Annotated in this window: 11 protein-coding genes; 8 read left to right on the forward strand and 3 right to left on the reverse strand. The window is 71.4% G+C overall.

Features of this window, described 5'->3' with window-relative positions; all coding sequences use genetic code 11:
* Positions 1-59: 59 nt before the first annotated feature.
* Both ABZ385_RS07135 and ABZ385_RS07140 read right to left on the reverse strand, forming a co-directional pair.
* Positions 60-1694 carry a peptide-N4-asparagine amidase gene (locus ABZ385_RS07135; RefSeq protein WP_358910219.1) on the reverse strand — a complete coding sequence of 545 codons (1635 nt, stop codon included), beginning with the start codon at positions 1692-1694 and terminating at the stop codon, positions 60-62.
* 100 nt (positions 1695-1794) lie between these two features.
* Positions 1795-2580, reverse strand: coding sequence for a L,D-transpeptidase family protein (locus ABZ385_RS07140; protein WP_358584249.1), 786 nt, complete (start codon positions 2578-2580; stop codon positions 1795-1797).
* A gap of 249 nt (positions 2581-2829) precedes the next feature.
* Between ABZ385_RS07140 and ABZ385_RS07145 the strand changes: the two genes are divergently transcribed.
* From ABZ385_RS07145 to ABZ385_RS07160, 4 genes are all read left to right on the forward strand, one after another.
* Positions 2830-4776, forward strand: a complete 1947-nt coding sequence (locus ABZ385_RS07145; protein ID WP_358910293.1) for an ABC transporter ATP-binding protein — start codon at positions 2830-2832, stop codon at positions 4774-4776.
* Positions 4773-6554, forward strand: a complete 1782-nt coding sequence (locus ABZ385_RS07150) for an ABC transporter ATP-binding protein (protein WP_358584247.1) — start codon at positions 4773-4775, stop codon at positions 6552-6554. Before ABZ385_RS07145 ends, ABZ385_RS07150 begins: the two co-directional genes overlap by 4 nt.
* Positions 6555-6632: 78 nt before the next feature.
* Positions 6633-8543 (forward strand): ABC transporter ATP-binding protein, encoded by a 1911-nt coding sequence (locus tag ABZ385_RS07155; protein ID WP_358910221.1) that lies wholly within the window; start codon positions 6633-6635, stop codon positions 8541-8543.
* A gap of 32 nt (positions 8544-8575) precedes the next feature.
* Positions 8576-10366, forward strand: a complete 1791-nt coding sequence (locus ABZ385_RS07160; RefSeq protein ID WP_358910294.1) for an ABC transporter ATP-binding protein — start codon at positions 8576-8578, stop codon at positions 10364-10366.
* Positions 10367-10434: 68 nt separating this feature from the next.
* Here the strand turns inward: ABZ385_RS07160 and ABZ385_RS07165 are convergent, their stop codons facing one another.
* Positions 10435-11229, reverse strand: a complete 795-nt coding sequence (locus ABZ385_RS07165; RefSeq protein WP_358583389.1) for a metal-dependent hydrolase — start codon at positions 11227-11229, stop codon at positions 10435-10437.
* Between the two features lie 70 nt (positions 11230-11299).
* Between ABZ385_RS07165 and ABZ385_RS07170 the strand changes: the two genes are divergently transcribed.
* From ABZ385_RS07170 to ABZ385_RS07185, 4 genes are all read left to right on the forward strand, one after another.
* Positions 11300-13864 carry a DUF3516 domain-containing protein gene (locus ABZ385_RS07170; protein ID WP_358583398.1) on the forward strand — a complete coding sequence of 855 codons (2565 nt, stop codon included), beginning with the start codon at positions 11300-11302 and terminating at the stop codon, positions 13862-13864.
* Between the two features lie 46 nt (positions 13865-13910).
* Positions 13911-14813 carry an acyl-CoA thioesterase II gene (locus tag ABZ385_RS07175; protein WP_358910223.1) on the forward strand — a complete coding sequence of 301 codons (903 nt, stop codon included), beginning with the start codon at positions 13911-13913 and terminating at the stop codon, positions 14811-14813.
* 37 nt (positions 14814-14850) lie between these two features.
* Positions 14851-16044, forward strand: coding sequence for a winged helix DNA-binding domain-containing protein (locus ABZ385_RS07180; protein ID WP_358910225.1), 1194 nt, complete (start codon positions 14851-14853; stop codon positions 16042-16044).
* A gap of 127 nt (positions 16045-16171) precedes the next feature.
* On the forward strand, positions 16172-16696 hold the full coding sequence (locus ABZ385_RS07185) for a tetratricopeptide repeat protein (protein WP_358910227.1): 525 nt from the start codon (positions 16172-16174) through the stop codon (positions 16694-16696).
* Positions 16697-16700 lie beyond the last annotated feature (4 nt).

Genomic DNA, 16700 nt, shown 5'->3' on the forward strand with positions numbered 1-16700 from the left:
CGTGGGCCGTGGGCCATTGACGGTGGCCGTGGGCCGTGGGCCGTGGGTCGTGGGCCAGCTCAGCAGCGCAGTCGGTCCTCCGTCAGTACGCCCTGCACGGTCGCCAACGTACGGTCGTGGCAGCCCGTGTCGCCGTACTGCCGATAGCGCTCGCGGGAGGTGCCCACGGCGTGCCGCTCCTCGCGGGGCACCTGAGTGAGGTACGACGCGTCGCCCTCGTACCGGTCGTCGGTCACCGACCCACCCACACGCCGGTGGCCGCGCGTCACGACCTTCTCGGCACGGTCACCGAGCGAGATTGCGGTGCGCAGCCGGTCTCCCGTACCGAGCGTCGTGGTGCCGTCCATGGTGTACGTGCGATCGGTGCGCACCGCCCCGCCGCCCGTCGTGACCGTCTCGCGGTCGGTCCAGGTGGCCTGGAGCGCGTCCAGCGACTCGCCGTCGGTCCAGCGGTGCGCGGAGGTGGTGGCGAGGGTGCGGGTCACGGTCGTGGCGACGCGGCCGTGCGAGGTGTTCACGTACCCGGAGACGCTCAGCCGGTGGCCGCCCCTGGTGTCGAGCCGGTGCGCGACCTCCCCGGAAGCGGGTGTGTACGTGGACGTGTTCGTGGGGGCGCCCTCCCGATGGCGGGTCAGGGCGCCGGTGACGTGCTCGCGCTTCTCGTCCTGCCAGACCAGCACGTTCGCCGGGGTGCTCCAGCCGGCCCGCGCCTTCGGTACGCCGACGACGGAGACCTTCACCTCGTGCGGGCGGCCGTCGTTGAGGAGCCCGGCGAACGGCGTCAGGTCGTACTCGACGGGCTTGATGTCGAAGGCGCGGGGGCCCGGGATCACGTACCAGAGGAACGGGTTGGACCAGCCGCCGGTCCACACGGTCGGGAACGGCGCGGCGACCCCGGCCAGTCGTCCGTCGACCTTGATCTGGACCTCGCGGTAGGGGCCGTCGTCCGCTGTGCAGGAGTAGGGCGCGGTGTCGGGCACCGTCAGGTACCAGTACTCCTCGCAGCCGCCGCCGGAGCCGGTCGCGTAGACCTCGGCGACGATGCGTTCGCTGTTGCGCGGGGTGGTGAGGGCGGCGCCGTCCCTCACCGCGTCCCCCAGGGGGAGGACGCGGTCGGGCGGCGCGTTCCCCGCCTCGGCCTTCACCCCGGCCGCCTTTTTCTTCGCGTAGAACGTCAGTGTGACCTTGACGTCGATGATTCCCGTGTAGGTGTCGTCGACGACGTTCCCGATGAGCATCTCGACCGTCTGGTCGTGCCCCAGCGTCTCGCTGTAGCGGGTGACGTCCTTCTCGACGGACCAGGCGATGCCCTCGGGGGACGGCTCCGGAGTGGAGGTGCGGAACACCTCCACGCCCCCGATGCGCAGATAACCGAGCCGGTCGTACTGCCGCCCCTTGACCTTGCCGTCCAGACGCAGCACCACCTTCTCCCAGCGGTCACCGCACTCCTCGGGAGGCGTGTAGCGCCCCTGGAAGGGCGTGAAGTCCTTGAACCGCGCCTCGGCGACCGTCACCGCACAGGACTTCGTGCGCGGCTTGGGGACCGGGGGCGCGGCGGTGAACGGGTCGTGCCAGTCGGTGCCGAACTCGGCGGGGGGTGTGGTGACGGCCGTGGCCGTGGCCTGGCCCGTGCCGAGGAGTGCGCTCGCGGCGAGAGTGAGTCCCGCGAGCATGGACATGACGCGTCTTCTCATGGAGGTGTTCTATGGGGCAGTCGTCGTGCACCGCAATGGGGCCTCGGCCCCACTGATATCCGTGCTCACGCCTGCGTCCCCGCGGCCTCCATGGCCGCGTTCACGCCTTGAGGTTCGCCTTGTCCCCCATCACCACGACCGGGTGCTGCTTCGGGTCCAGGGTGCGCAGCAGGTACTCCATGGCCGACTTGGACAGGCTCACACAGCCCGATGTGCCGCTGCCGTGGTCCATGTGCAGCCAGATGCTGCCGCCCTTCGCCTGCCCCTGCGGGCGCGTCGGGTCGTTCGGCGGGGTGCCCTTGGCGCGGTTGTAGTCGATGGCGATGACGTAGTCGAAATCGTGCCAGTGCGTCTTGGGCCAGTAGTGCGGCGCCTGCATGGAGGACGACTTCGTGTACGGGAACTTGGACCCCGGGTCGGCGAGGACACCGCCCGCGTCGCTGAGCGTGAACACTCCGACGGGGCTGCGCTTGTCGTTCTCGCGGTGGTCGGTGGTCCAGCCCTTCTTGCCGTTGTGGGCGGACCAACTGCGGACCTTCGACCAGGTGGCGTCCTTCTCCCCGCGTTCGGCCCGTGAGGGCTTTGCGGCTTTCGCGGCCTTCGTGTAGAGCACGACGGTCGACTTCGCCGAGTCCTCACCGTCGCCGTACACGGCGAGGACCTGCCGGGAGTCCGCGGGAATCCGCGCCTGCAGGCGGTCGCCGACCGCGGGGATGCTCTTCAGGCCGGTGGCGCGCCGGTCGGCGCCCCCCGCCCCGCCCGCTCCCCCGGCTCTGGTGTCGTCCTTCGTCTTCGCCTGTGACGAGCCGTCGCTCCCACAGGACGTCAGAAGGACACCGCAGGCCGCTGCCGCGACCACCGCTCGCACCGCACCGGCTATACGCATCCGCCCATGGTCGCATCCGGCGTCCGGTTCCCCCGCCCGGCCTCGGAGCCGACGCGAGGTTCGGAGCCGATTCTTTACCCCCGGCCGGAAAACCGTTTGCCTCGGACCACCGTCCGAGGCGAACCTTTCACAGCTCGTCACCGCCGCCCGCTTCCCCTGGCCCGAGCCCGACCGTGGTCTCACGTGCGAGATCTCGTCGCCTCGCGGCCCACCCGAGCCGACGGCAGCCGCTCCGAGTCCTGGGACGTCATGCAGATTCGCGATCTTCCGTATTCCGACCCCGGCCTCCCTGATGTCCGGTCAGGGCCACGCTTCCTGTGGTGGCTGGGCCGCAACCAACTCGGGGGGCAGCTGAAGTCCCTCGCCTGGGGCCTGCTGCACTTCACCTCCATCGCGGGCCTGCCCTACATGGTCGGCCTCGCCGTCGAGGCCGTACTCGACCGGTCCGGGGCACGGCTCGCCCTCGCGGGCATGCTGATCGGTCTCCTCGGCGTGGGGATCGCGCTGGGCGACACGATGCTGCACCGCACCGCGGTGACCAACTGGGTCACGGCCGCGGCCCGCGTGCAGCAGCTCCTCGCCCGTAAGACCGCCCGGCTCGGCTCCGCCCTCACCCGGCGCGTCGCGGCCGGTGAGGTCGTCGCGGTCTCCACCGGAGACGTCGAGAAGATCGGCTGGTTCGTGGAAACCCTGTCGCGGTTCGCCGCGGCCGCCCTGACAGTCGTCCTGGTCTGTGTCGGCCTCCTCGTCTACCAGCCCGCGCTCGGCGTCGTCGTCACCGCCGGGATGCCGGTGCTCGCGCTCGCCGTGCTCCCTCTGCTGCCGCGCGCCACCCGGCGGGCCGACTTCCAGCGCGAGAAGGCCGGACGGGCCACCGAACTGGCGTCGGACACCGTCGCCGGTCTGCGGGTCCTGCGCGGCATCGGCGGCGAGGAACTCTTCCTCGACCGCTACCGCCGCGCCTCGCAGGAGGTCCGAACGGCCGCGGTGCGCAGCGCCCGCATGTGGGCGGTGATCTCGGCCACCCAGGTCCTGATGCCGGGGCTGCTGCTGATCGCGGTCGTCTGGCACGGCGTGCATCTGGCCCGCGAGGGCCGGATCACCGTCGGCGAACTGGTCACCGTCTACAGCGCGGTGATGCTGCTCAACTACCCGCTGCGGCACTTCGAGGAGATCGCCATGGCGTACTCCTTCTCCCGCCCCTCCGCGAAGCGGGCGGCACGGGTGCTGGCCCTGGAACGCACGGCTGAGCCCATGGCCGGTTCCGGTGCGGCGCGGATGCCGGAGCAGGCCTCGGGCCGGACCTCGGGGCAGGACCGGGAACACGCCCCGGGCAGGCCCTTCGGCCCGGCCGAGCCGCCGCCTGCCGAGGCAGCCGGTGACGTCGTGGGTGGAGGGCGCGCCGCACGCCCGTGGCCGGGCGGCGCCCGGGCCACCGGCGACCTGTACGACCCCGTGACCGGGCTCCTCGCCCCGGCCGGCCGGTTCACCGCCGTGGTCTGCGGCGACCCGGACGAGGCGGGCAGAATCGCCGAACGTCTCGGCGGCCACCCGGCCTTCGAGGAGGCCTCGGGCCTGCCGTCCGTACGCCTCGGGGACGCACCGCTCGACGGCCTGCCGCTGTCCGCCGCCCGTACCGCCGTCCTGGTCCAGGACAAGGATCCCGTGCTGCTCTCCGGAACGCTCCGTGACCTCCTCGACGTGCCCGCCTCGGGGGCCGTCACCCCCGAGGAAGCGCTCGCGGCCGCCCAGTGCGCGGACGTACTGACCGCCCTCGCCCAGGCCTCGGTGGACGACGACCCGATGGCCGCCCACCTCACGGAGCGCGGCCGCTCCCTCTCCGGAGGCCAGCGCCAGCGCCTCGCCCTGGCCCGCTCGCTGGTCACCGACCCCGAGGTCCTGGTACTCGACGAGCCGACGTCCGCCGTCGACTCGCACACGGAGGCGCGGGTCGGCGACGGCATCCGCCGGCTGCGATCCGGACGCACCACCGTGGTGCTCACCTCCTCGCCCCTGCTCCTGGACCGCGCCGAGCGGGTGGTCTTCCTGGCCGGCGGCGAGGTCACGGCCGTGGGCTCGCACCGCGAACTGGTGCACGCCGAACCGCGATACCGCGCGGTCGTGACCCGCGAGACCGACGACGAGCGCGCCCGCGCGGACGCCCTCACGGCATTCGACATCGAGGAGACGGCATGATCGGCCTGGCGCCACCGGAGTACGACCCGGCGGCCCCGACGACCGCGGACACCCTGCCCATCGGCGCACCCGCGACCGTCCGCGCTTACGTACGCGACCTGTTCCGACGCCACCGCCGGGCCTTCCTGCTGCTCATCGCGGTGAACACACTCGCCGTGGTCGCCTCGATGGCCGGCCCGTACCTTCTCGGCGACCTCGTCGAGAAGGTCTCTCACGGTGCCCGCGACCTCCATCTGGAGCGCACCATCGGCCTGTTCGCGCTCGCCCTCGCCGTGCAGGCCTACTTCGTACGGGAGGTGCGGCTGCGCGGGGCGATGCTCGGCGAGCGGATGCTGGCCGATCTGCGGGAGGACTTCCTCGTGCGGTCCGTCGGGCTGCCGCCGGGTGTCCTGGAGCGCGCGGGGACGGGCGATCTGCTCTCCCGGATCACCACGGACATCGACCGCCTGGCCAACGCCATGCGCGAGGCCGTTCCGCAGCTCGCGATCGGCGTGGTGTGGGTGGCGCTGCTGCTCGGCGGCCTGGTCGTGACCGCGCCGCCACTGGCACCCGCGGTCCTCGTCGCCGTACCGCTCCTCGTCGTGGGCTGCCGCTGGTACTTCAAGCGGGCGGGCGCCGCCTACCGTTCGGAGGCCGCCGGATACGCCGCCGTGGCCGCCGCCCTCGCGGAGACCGTCGACGCGGGCCGCACCATCGAGGCCCACCGGCTCGGCGAGCGCCGCATCGAGCTGTCCGAACGCCGCATCAAGGAGTGGACCGCATGGGAGCGCTACACCCTCTACCTGCGCTCGGTCCTCTTCCCGGTGATCAACTTCACCCACACCACCGTGCTCTGTTCGACGCTGATGATCGGTGGAGTCTTCGTCCTCCAGGGCTGGATCGGCGTGGGCCAGCTCACCGCGGGTGTGCTGATCTCCCAGATGCTCGTCGACCCCCTGGGGATCATCCTGCGCTGGTACGACGAGCTGCAGGTGGCGCAGGTGTCCCTGGCCCGGCTCGTCGGCGTGCGCGACATCGAGCCGGACGCGGGTGACGCGTCGCTGGTCCCCCATGGCCGTGACGTCCTCGCGGACGACGTGCACTTCGGCTACCGCGAGGGCGTGGACGTGCTGCGCGAGGTGTCCCTGGCCGTCGAGCCCGGCTCGCGCGTCGCCCTCGTCGGCCCTTCGGGCGCGGGCAAGTCCACGCTGGGGCGGCTCCTCGCCGGCATCTACGGCCCGCGCACCGGGCAAGTGACGCTGGGCGGCGCCGCGTTGTCGGACATGCCGGCCGAGGAAGTGCGTTCCCATGTGGCGCTGGTCAACCAGGAGCACCACGTCTTCGTCGGCTCCCTCCGCGACAACCTCCTGCTCGCCCGGGCCGGTGCGCGGGACGCCGAACTGTGGGCCGCGCTCGGCGCCGTCGACGCGGCCGACTGGGCACGGGGGCTCGACGCCGGCCTGGACACCGAGGTCGGCTCCGGCGGGTTCGCGCTGACACCCGCGCAGGCCCAGCAGATCGCGCTGGCCCGGCTCGTCCTCGCCGACCCGCACACCCTGGTCCTGGACGAAGCGACGTCGCTGCTCGACCCGCGTGCCGCACGGCACCTGGAACGCTCGCTCGCCCGTGTCCTGGACGGCCGCACCGTCGTGGCGATCGCCCACCGCCTGCACACCGCGCACGACGCGGACGTCATCGCGGTGGTCGAGAACGGCCGTATCAGCGAACTCGGCAGCCACGACCAACTGGTGTCCGCCGACGGGGCGTACGCGGCACTGTGGCGGTCCTGGCACGGATAGCCTCGACGGTCCGTGTGGGGGTAGGGGCGGGCCTGACGTCTCTCGGCTCGCCCTTGCCGGGGTGGTTAGGGTACGTGGATGGCCGCACCCTGCTCGGATCCCTCCACGGACCCCGGTGTCCCCGATCGGCGCGGGGCTGCCCGCTATCTCTGGTGGGTCACCGCCATGCAGTGGCGGCGCGTCGCCGGCGGGGCCGTGCTCGGCACCGTGTGGATGATGGGCCTGACGCTGCCTCCGTATGTCCTGTCGCGCGCCATCGATGACGGTCTGCGGCCCGGCGACCAGGGGGCGTTGCTCGGCTGGACGGCCGCCCTGTTCGGCATCGGGGTGCTCGACGCCTGGCTGTCGATCATGCGGCACCGCACCATGACCCGGGTCCGGCTGGACGCCTACTTCCGCACCGTGCGCGTGGTGGTGGACCACGCGACCCGCCTCGGCGCCGCGCTGCCCCGCCGTGTCTCGGCCGGTGAGGTCGTCACGATCGGGCACTCCGACGTGGGCGTCATCGGCCAGACCCTCACCGTGACGGGCCCCGGCGTGGGCGCGGTCGCCGCCTACGTGGTGGTGGCCGTGCTGCTGCTGTCCGTCTCCGCCCTGCTCGCGGTGGTGGTGCTGGTGGGGGTGCCCGTGCTCGCCCTGCTGGTCGGCCCCTTCCTCGGGCGCCTGCAAGGCGCGGAGACCGCCTACCGGGAACGACAGGGCGCCCTTGCCGCCGTCCTCGGCGACCTGGTCGGCGGCCTGCGCGTACTCAACGGCCTCGGCGGCAAGGGGGGCTTCGCCGCTCGCTACCGCGACGGTTCGCGAAAGCTGCTCCATGACGGCTACCGCGTGGGCTCGTCGATGAGCTGGATCCAGGCCTTCGCGCTCGGACTGCCCACGGTGTTCCTCGCCACCGTGACGTGGCTCGCCGCCCGCATGGCCGCCGAGGGAACCATCACGGTCGGGGAACTGGTGGCCGTCTACGGGTACGTCGCCGTGCTCGTGGTGCCGGTGTCGTCCTTCATCGAGAGCGGTTACGACATCGGCCGGGGCCTGGTCTCGGCCCGCCGGGTCGTGCGCTTCCTCAACCTGGAGCCGGAGGACTTCACCGCCGAAGAGGGGCGGGAGCCGAAAGAGGGTGGAGGGAGCAGTCATGGGACTCGCGAGCATGAGGCGCCCATGGAGGCGGGCTCCCCCGGCGAGTGTGACGGCTCCGCGGAGGCACCCGGACCGTCCGCTGTGCTGCGCGATCCGCTGTCCGGCGTGGAAGTCGCACCCGGCGTCCTCACCGCGCTCATCAGCGCCCAGCCGTCGGAGGCCGTGGCTGTCGTCGACCGGCTCGGCCGGTTCGCTCCTTCCGCGGCCACCTGGGGCGAGGTCCGCCTCGACGCCGTCCCCCTCGACCAGGTCCGCGCCCGGATCCTCGTCGCCGACAACGAAGCAGACCTCTTCGCCGGTACGCTGCGCGCGGCGGTATCCGGCCGCCTGCACCCGGACGACCAGGCCCTCGCCCGTGTGATCGACGAGGCCGTGGCCCGTGACATCGTCCTCGGCCTGTCCGGCGGGCTCGACGCCCGCCTCGATGCCCAGGGCCACAACCTTTCCGGAGGCCAGCGCCAGCGCATCCGCCTGGCACGCGCCCTGCTCGCCGACCCCGAGATCCTGCTGGCGGTCGAACCCACCTCGGCTGTCGATGCCCACACCGAGGCCAGGATGGCGGCTCGGCTGCGCGCCGCCCGCAGCGGTCGCACGACCCTGGTGGCCGGCACCTCTCCTCTCCTCCTCGACCAGGCCGACATCGTCTACCACCTGGTCGGGGGCCGTGTGGCCGCCGTCGGCCGCCACACCGACCTGCTGGCCACGCACCCGGACTACCGGAGCCTGGTCTCGCGAGGCTCCAATACTTCGAGTGCGTGCGCAGAGCCGGAACCAGCGGACGGCGACAAGGAGCACGACGGCACACCAGCACCACCCGCATCCCCCGAACCGAGTCACGAGGCCCTCCGATGACGACCAGCCACATGGATGGCGGCCCGGAAGCCATGCCGGGGCACCTGCCCGTCGCCGGCCCCCACCAGGTCCGCCGCGCCGCGTGGGCGTTGATACGGCGGGACGCCCGGACCTTCACCGCCATGATCGTTTTCAATGCGCTCGCCGCTGCCGCGGGCCTGGTCGGCCCCTGGCTCCTCGGCCGTATCGTCAACACGGTCAAGGACGGCGGAAGCGTCGAGGCCGTGGACCGCCTCGCCCTCGGCATCCTTGTCGCCGCCCTGGCGCAACTCCTCCTGGCGCGCCACGCCCGCCACCTCGGACACCGCTTCGGCGAGCGCACCCTGGCCCGCATCCGCGAACAGTTCGTCGACCGGGCGCTCGCGCTGCCCGCCTCTGTCGTCGAGCGTGCCGGCGCGGGAGATCTCACGGCACGCGGCACCTCCGACGTCGCGACCGCCGGGCAGACGCTGCGCGACACCGGGCCCGACGTGTTCGTGGCAGCCGTGCAGGCGCTGTTCATCCTCGGTGCGGTGTTTCTGCTCGATCCGCTGCTCGGTGCCTGTGGAGTGCTCGGCCTCATCGGCATCTGGTTCGCCACCCGCTGGTACCTGCGGCAGGCCCGCGCCGCCTACCTCGCCCAGGGCGAGGCCCACTCCGCGCTCGCCGAGGTGCTCGCCGCCACCGCGTCCGGGGCGCGCACCATCGAGGCCTTCGGTCTGCGGGAGCGTCGCATCGCGGACAGCGAGAAGGAGATCGAACGGTGCGTCGTCTCCCGGGAGCGCACCCTGTTCCTGCGCAGTGTCCTGTTCCCCTCCATCGACATCTCGTACGTGGTCCCGGTGGTCGCCGTGCTCCTCGTCGGCGGCACGCTGCACGGGCACGGCGCGGTGAGCCTGGGCACGGTGATCGCCTCGGCGCTCTATCTGCGTCAGCTCTCCCAGCCGCTGGACACGATCCTGCAACGGGTCGAGGAGCTGCAGAGCAGCGGAGCCTCCTTCGCCCGTGTCGAAGGCCTGGCGGTCGAACCGACGGAACCTTCCGGACCGGCCGCCCCGCCCGCGTCCGCCGACCGCGCCCCTGAAGACGACCGCATCGATGTCTGCGGTGTCCACTTCGCCTACGGCGACGGCGCCGAGGTCCTGCGCGGTGTCGACCTGTCCGTACGGCCCGGCGAACGCCTGGCGATCGTGGGCCCCTCCGGCGCGGGCAAGACCACCCTGAGCCGACTCCTCGCGGGGGTCGACGCGCCGGCCAAGGGCGCGGTGACCGTCGGCGGGGTCCCGGTCATCGACCTGTCCCCCGAGCGGCTGCGCCGTCAGGTCGTCCTCGTCACCCAGGAGCACCACGTGTTCCTGGGCACACTCCGGGACAATCTGGTGATCGCGGCGGAGTCCGCCACGGACGACGAGCTGCTCGCCGCCCTGAAGGCGGTCGGCGCCGAGTGGGCGGCGGAGCTGCCGGGCGGCCTGGACAGCGAGCTGGGTTCCGGCGCACATCGGCTGACCGGTGCGCAGGCCCAGCAGCTGGCGCTGGCCCGAGTCGTGCTCGCCGACCCGCACACACTGATCCTCGACGAGGCCACCGCACTCCTGGACCCGACCACCGCACGCCACACCGAACGGGCGCTGGCCGCTGTCCTGCGCGGGAGAACGGTCATCGCCATCGCCCACCGTCTCCAGACGGCCCATGACGCGGACCGTGTCGCTGTCATGGAGGACGGTCGGGTGACAGAACTCGGCACCCACGAGGACCTGGTGACGAGCGGCGGCTCCTACGCCGCGCTCTGGCACTCCTGGCACGGCGAGCACCTGCCGGCCCCGAGATCTCGGGCCCACACCTGAGCCGGGGCCGGCTGCCCACGAAAGGCTGGCGGTCCGGGAAGGGTCAGCGGTCCAAGGGGCGCCGGCGATCAGATGAAGTTGAGTGCGGCCGCGCCGCCCACGCCTCCGAGCAGCATGAACACCGGCATCAGGACCTTCAGCTCGATCCAGCTGCCGGCCCGGAAGCGCAACGCCTTCGGCGGCCCGACGGGGTACCAGCGCTTGCGTCCGATGGGGATGGGCCACAGGATCGGGCACCCGGAGATCGTCAGCGCGTCCCCCAGGTCGTGCACCAGCGCGCCCAGCACGATCGGCAGTCCCAGCCACAGATACTCCTGGCCGGGCGCGGTGAACAGCCAGTCCGAACCGTTGCCGGGCTTGTCGAGGACCCCGGCGAGGATCCAGGCGCTCGTCGCGGCCAGCAGCCACACCAGCACATCGCTGCTCGACCCGCGCGCCGCCCGCCACAGCAGGCCTTCGATGGCGAGCACCATGTGGACGAAGAGAAGCCCGAGAACCGCCCAGCGTCCACCGAAGATCGCCAGGGCCGAGGCGCCCGCCCCTATCAGTACCGCCCACAGCCAGGTGTGCGTCAGTGTGCGGTGCCCGCCCGAGCGACGCGGGTCCCCCTGCTTGCGTGTCGCCTTGTAGACGGCGTACGAGAGTTTGTCGACGATCTCGCACACGCCCCGCGAGAGGGGCCCGAAGGCACGCGATATGGTCGCGGACTTGTGGTCCAGGTCGGGTGCGAGCGCCGCCCCGGCACAGATCAGGGCCCCTGCGAGCAGGACCGGCCAGGGCATCGTGTGCCCCGCGGCCGCGGCGGCCGCGCCGACGCCGAGCCAGGCCGCGGCCCCCGACAGTGAGTGCGCCGGTCCCATCATTGCTGCTGCCCGCCCCATTTCCAGTCTTCTGACGCCCCGTTGGCGACACAGCGTAGCGGCCGTGATCTTCATGGGGACGTCCGGTTCCCGCATCGGGAGGGAAGGAAGGCAAGATGGGGGTGTGACCCTTATTGATCAGCTGCCGCCGGATGCCGACCCCGATGCCCTCTTCGAAGCCTTCTCCTCGTGGGCCGAGGACCAGGGGATCACCCTCTACCCGGCTCAGGAGGAGGCGCTGATCGAGGTGGTCTCCGGGGCCAACGTGATCTTGTCCACTCCGACCGGTTCGGGCAAGAGCCTGGTGGCCGCGGGTGCCCACTTCACGGCTCTCGCCCAGGACAAGGTCACCTTCTACACGGCGCCCATCAAGGCGCTGGTGTCGGAGAAGTTCTTCGACCTGTGCAAACTCTTCGGCACCGAGAACGTCGGCATGCTCACGGGCGACGCGTCGGTCAACTCCGACGCCCCCGTCATCTGCTGCACCGCCGAGGTTCTCGCCTCGATCGCGCTGCGTGACGGCAAGGACGCCGACATCGGCCAGGTGGTGATGGACGAGTTCCACTTCTACGCCGAGCCGGACCGCGGCTGGGCCTGGCAGATCCCGCTGCTCGAACTGCCCCAGGCCCAGTTCATCCTCATGTCGGCGACGCTCGGCGACGTCTCCATGTTCGAGAAGGACCTGACGCGCCGCACGGGCCGGCCCACCTCGGTGGTGCGCTCCGCGACGCGCCCCGTGCCGCTGTCGTACGAGTACCGTCTGACGCCGATCACCGAGACGCTCACCGAGCTGCTCGAGACGAAACAGGCGCCCGTCTACATCGTGCACTTCACGCAGGCCCAGGCCGTCGAGCGTGCGCAGTCGCTGATGAGCATCAACATGTGCACGCGCGAGGAGAAGGACAAGATCGCCGATCTGATCGGCAATTTCCGCTTCACCACCAAGTTCGGCCGCAACCTCTCGCGGTACGTCCGCCACGGCATCGGCGTGCACCACGCGGGCATGCTGCCCAAGTACCGCCGCCTGGTCGAGAAGCTGGCCCAGGCCGGACTCCTCAAGGTCATCTGCGGCACCGACACCCTCGGTGTCGGCGTCAATGTCCCGATCCGCACCGTGCTGTTCACCGCGCTCACCAAGTACGACGGCAGTCGGGTCCGTACCCTGCGCGCGCGGGAGTTCCACCAGATCGCCGGTCGGGCCGGGCGCGCGGGCTTCGACACCGCGGGCCTCGTCGTCGCGCAGGCGCCCGAGCACGTCATCGAGAACGAGAAGGCGCTCGCGAAGGCGGGTGACGATGCGAAGAAGCGTCGCAAGGTGGTCCGCAAGAAGGCTCCCGAGGGTTTCGTGGGCTGGACCGAGAACACCTTCGAGAAGCTGATCGCGTCCGAGCCCGAGCCGCTGACCTCCCGCTTCCGGGTCACGCACACGATGCTGCTGTCCGTGATCGCCCGCCCCGGCAACGCCTTCAAGGCGATGCGTCACCTCCTCGAGGACAACCACGAGCCGCGCAAGCAGCAGCTGCGGCACATCCGCCGGGCCATCGCGATCTACCGCTCGCTCCTCGCCGGCGGTGTCGTCGAGAAGCTCGACGAGCCGGACGCCACGGGCCGTGTCGTGCGCCTGACGGTCGACCTTCAGCAGGACTTCGCGCTCAACCAGCCGCTGTCCACGTTCGCCCTCGCCGCTTTCGACATCCTCGACCCCGAGTCGCCTTCGTACGCGCTCGACATGGTGTCGGTCGTCGAGTCCACCCTCGACGACCCGCGCCAGATCCTCGCCGCCCAGCAGAACAAGGCGCGCGGCGAGGCCGTGGCGCTGATGAAGGCGGACGGCGTCGAGTACGAGGACCGGATGGAGCGGCTCCAGGACATCACCTACCCGAAGCCCCTGGAGGAACTGCTCTTCCACGCGTACAACACGTACCGCACGAGCCACCCGTGGGTCGGTGACCACCCACTCTCCCCGAAGTCCGTCGTCCGCGACATGTACGAGCGGGCGCTGACGTTCACCGAGTTCACGTCCTTCTACGAGCTGGCCCGCACCGAGGGCATCGTGCTGCGTTACCTCGCCGGCGCGTACAAGGCCCTGGAGCACACCATCCCGGACGACCTGAAGTCCGAGGACCTGGAGGATCTGATCGCCTGGCTGGGCGAGATGGTCCGACAGGTCGACTCCAGCCTCCTCGACGAGTGGGAGCAGCTGGCGAACCCCGAGGTCATGACGGCCGAGGAGGCCCAGGAGAAGGCCGACCAGGTCAAGCCGGTCACGGCCAACGCCCGCGCCTTCCGCGTCCTGGTGCGCAACGCTCTGTTCCGCAGGGTCGAGCTGGCCGCTCTCGACCATGTCGAGGAGCTCGGCGAGATGGACGGCGAGTCCGGCTGGGACGCCGACGCCTGGGGCGAGGCCATGGACAAGTACTGGGACGAGTACGAGGATCTCGGTACCGGCCCCGACGCCCGTGGCCCGAAGCTCCTGCTCATCGAGGAGGATCCGGACCACGGTCTGTGGCGCGTCCGGCAGACGTTCGCCGACCCGAACGGCGACCATGACTGGGGCATCAGCGCGGAGGTCGATCTCGCGGCCTCCGACGAGGAGGGCCGTGCCGTCGTCCGGGTCACGGACGTCGGCCAGCTCTGACCGCCCCGAGGATCCGCGCGTCCCGGACAGGAGTCGAGGAACTGCCATGAACAATCCCGCCGACCGGCTGGTCGATCTGCTGGACCTGGAGCAGATCGAGGTCAACATCTTCCGGGGCCGCAGTCCCGAGGAGTCCCTGCAGCGGGTGTTCGGCGGGCAGGTCGCCGGACAGGCGCTGGTGGCGGCCGGCCGCACCACTGAGGGCGACCGGCCGGTGCACTCGCTGCACGCGTACTTCCTGCGTCCGGGCCGCCCGGGCGTGCCCATCGTGTACCAGGTCGAGCGGGTGAGGGACGGTCGCTCCTTCACCACGCGCCGCGTCACCGCGGTCCAGCAGGGCCGCACCATCTTCAACCTCACCGCCTCCTTCCATCAGCCCGAACAGGGCGCCTTCGAACACCAGCTGCCGCCACGCATCGTCGCTCCCGACCCGGAGTCCCTTCCGACGGTCGTGGAGGAGATCAAGGAGCACCTCGGCGCGCTCCCCGAGCAGCTGCAGCGCATGGCGCGTCGTCAGCCCTTCGACATCCGCTATGTCGATCGCCTGCGCTGGACGGCCGAGGAGATCAAGGACGCCGAGCCGCGCAGCGCGGTGTGGATGCGCGCCGTCGGCCCGCTGGGCGACGACCCGCTCGTGCACACCTGCGCGCTCACCTACGCGAGCGACATGACGCTCCTCGACGCCGTGCGTATCCCGGTGGAGCCGCTGTGGGGCCCGCGCGGATTCGACATGGCGTCGCTCGACCACGCCATGTGGTTCCACCGGCCGTTCCGCGCGGACGACTGGTTCCTGTACGACCAGGAGTCCCCCATCGCGACCGGGGGACGCGGTCTCGCCCGGGGCCGCATCTACGACACCGAGGGCCGTCTCCTGGTGTCGGTCGTCCAGGAAGGGCTGTTCCGCCCTTACGGAGAGCGCCACATGGACAGTCCGACGGCGGGCGCGTGAGCGACCGGGGACAGAACCGGGGACAGATTCGGGAGGGATGTTGCGGCGGATCGATGTGGCCGAGCGCCGGGCGCGTCTGGCGGTGCGCCACCGGCTGACGGCCGATACCAGGGCGGACGATCCGGTTGAGGTGGCGCGGTCGCTGCTGGCGCTGCACGGGACCGATCCGTCGTCGGTGTACGTGGGCGCCTGGGCCCGTATGCGGGACGGCCGGGTGGCGGACGTCGAGCGGGCGCTTTACCAGGACCGCTCGTTGATCCGGTTGCTGGGAATGCGCCGCACGGTCTTCGTGACCTCCCTCGATGTCGCTCCCGTTCTGCAGGCCGCGTGTTCGCGGGCTGTCGCCGCCCGGGAGCGTCGCCTGGTGCTGAGGATGCTGGCGGAGGCCGGGGTCGCCGCCGACACGGCGGGAGTCACCGCGTGGCTGGCGGCCGCCGAGGAGGCGGCGTTGCGGGCCCTCAAGGAGCGGGGTGAGGCGACCGCGGCCGAGCTGGCGAGTGACGACCCTCGGCTGGGCACGGAGTTGGTGGTGTCGCGGGGCAAGAGCTACGAGGGTCGGCAGAAGCTGGCCAGCAGGCTCCTCCTGCTGCTCGCCGCCGAGGGGCATGTCGTGCGTGGCCGTCCCCGCGGCACGTGGACCTCGCACCAGTACCGCTGGGCGCCTTTGACGGACTGGCTCCCCGGTGGACTCACCGACTGGAGCACCCAGGACGCGCAGACCGAGCTCGCCCGGCGCTGGCTGCGGGTGTTCGGTCCGGCCACGGTGGACGACCTGTGCTGGTGGGCGGGGTGGACGAAGACCCAGACGAAGCGGGCCCTGTCGGAACTGCGCCCCGTCGAGGTCGACTTGGACGGACAGAGCGGCCTTCTCCTGCCGGACGACGTGGCGGAGACGCCCGCGCCGGAGCCCTGGGCGGCGCTGCTGCCGGCGCTGGATTCGACGCCGATGGGGTGGCAGCACCGCGGTTGGTTTCTCGGCGACCACGGCCCGCGCCTGTTCGACAGGAACGGCAACATCGGCCCCTCCCTGTGGTGGAACGGCCGCATCGTGGGCGGCTGGGCCCAGGACGGCCAGGGCGAGATCGTGTGCGGGTTCCTCGAAGACGTCGGATCGGACGCGCGGAGTGCGGTGCGGGCCGAGGCCGAGCGTCTCGCCGAACGGCTGGGCGGTGTACGACTGGCCGCGCGCACCCGTGGCCGCACGTGGCTCGAGGAGGAACTGGCCGGTTGACGACCGGCGGGCGGAGTTCGGGCGGCAATGGCCGGGCATGTGTGTCTCCGTTCCATGCAACGATTCAGGGCGGTCACGTCAGACAGCGCAACTTCAGTGGGCAAGGCAGTGAGGGGACGGCGGGGACATGAGCGGCTCGGGTGGGAATGTGGTCGAGGGCGGGGAACGGGATCGGCTGCTTGCCGAGGCCGTCGGTTTGCGCGAGGCAGGTCGAAAGGAGGAGGCCCGCGATCGGCTCGTGGCCCTCTCCTCGCGGTTTCCTCAGGACGTCGAAGTGGCGTACCAAACCGCTTGGGTTCACGACACGCTCGGTCTGGAGGCCGAGGCGGTCCCGTATTACGAGCGCGCGCTCGCCGGTGCCGGCCTCACTGAGGGCGATCGGCGCGGGGCCCTTCTGGGGCTTGGCAGCACCTACCGGATTCTCGGCCGCTACGAGGAAGCCGTCACCACCCTGAGCGCTGCGGCGGCGGAGTTCTCCGATGACGGTGCCCTCAAGACGTTCCTGGCGATGGCGCTGTACAACACCGGCCGCACACACGATGCGATGGAAATGCTCCTGCGGTTGCTCGCCGCCACGAGCGACGACCCGGACATCGCGGGCTATCGGCCCGCCATCGAGGAGTACGCCAAAGACCTGGACGCAACGGTCTGAGGCG

The sequence above is a fragment of the Streptomyces sp. NPDC005898 genome (genome assembly GCF_040629635.1).
In the GTDB taxonomy this organism is placed as follows: Bacteria; Actinomycetota; Actinomycetes; order Streptomycetales; family Streptomycetaceae; genus Streptomyces.

What these genes read in the sequence shown, in the direction of transcription:
- ABZ385_RS07135 (WP_358910219.1), bottom strand. Translation starts at nt 1,694, where the DNA reads ATGAGAAGACGCGTCATGTCCATGCTCGCGGGACTCACTCTCGCCGCG.
- ABZ385_RS07140 (WP_358584249.1), bottom strand. Translation starts at nt 2,580, where the DNA reads ATGCGTATAGCCGGTGCGGTGCGAGCGGTGGTCGCGGCAGCGGCCTGC.
- ABZ385_RS07145 (WP_358910293.1), top strand. Translation starts at nt 2,830, where the DNA reads ATGCAGATTCGCGATCTTCCGTATTCCGACCCCGGCCTCCCTGATGTC.
- ABZ385_RS07150 (WP_358584247.1), top strand. Translation starts at nt 4,773, where the DNA reads ATGATCGGCCTGGCGCCACCGGAGTACGACCCGGCGGCCCCGACGACC.
- ABZ385_RS07155 (WP_358910221.1), top strand. Translation starts at nt 6,633, where the DNA reads ATGGCCGCACCCTGCTCGGATCCCTCCACGGACCCCGGTGTCCCCGAT.
- ABZ385_RS07160 (WP_358910294.1), top strand. Translation starts at nt 8,576, where the DNA reads ATGCCGGGGCACCTGCCCGTCGCCGGCCCCCACCAGGTCCGCCGCGCC.
- ABZ385_RS07165 (WP_358583389.1), bottom strand. Translation starts at nt 11,229, where the DNA reads ATGATGGGACCGGCGCACTCACTGTCGGGGGCCGCGGCCTGGCTCGGC.
- ABZ385_RS07170 (WP_358583398.1), top strand. Translation starts at nt 11,300, where the DNA reads ATGGGGACGTCCGGTTCCCGCATCGGGAGGGAAGGAAGGCAAGATGGG.
- ABZ385_RS07175 (WP_358910223.1), top strand. Translation starts at nt 13,911, where the DNA reads ATGAACAATCCCGCCGACCGGCTGGTCGATCTGCTGGACCTGGAGCAG.
- ABZ385_RS07180 (WP_358910225.1), top strand. Translation starts at nt 14,851, where the DNA reads ATGTTGCGGCGGATCGATGTGGCCGAGCGCCGGGCGCGTCTGGCGGTG.
- ABZ385_RS07185 (WP_358910227.1), top strand. Translation starts at nt 16,172, where the DNA reads ATGAGCGGCTCGGGTGGGAATGTGGTCGAGGGCGGGGAACGGGATCGG.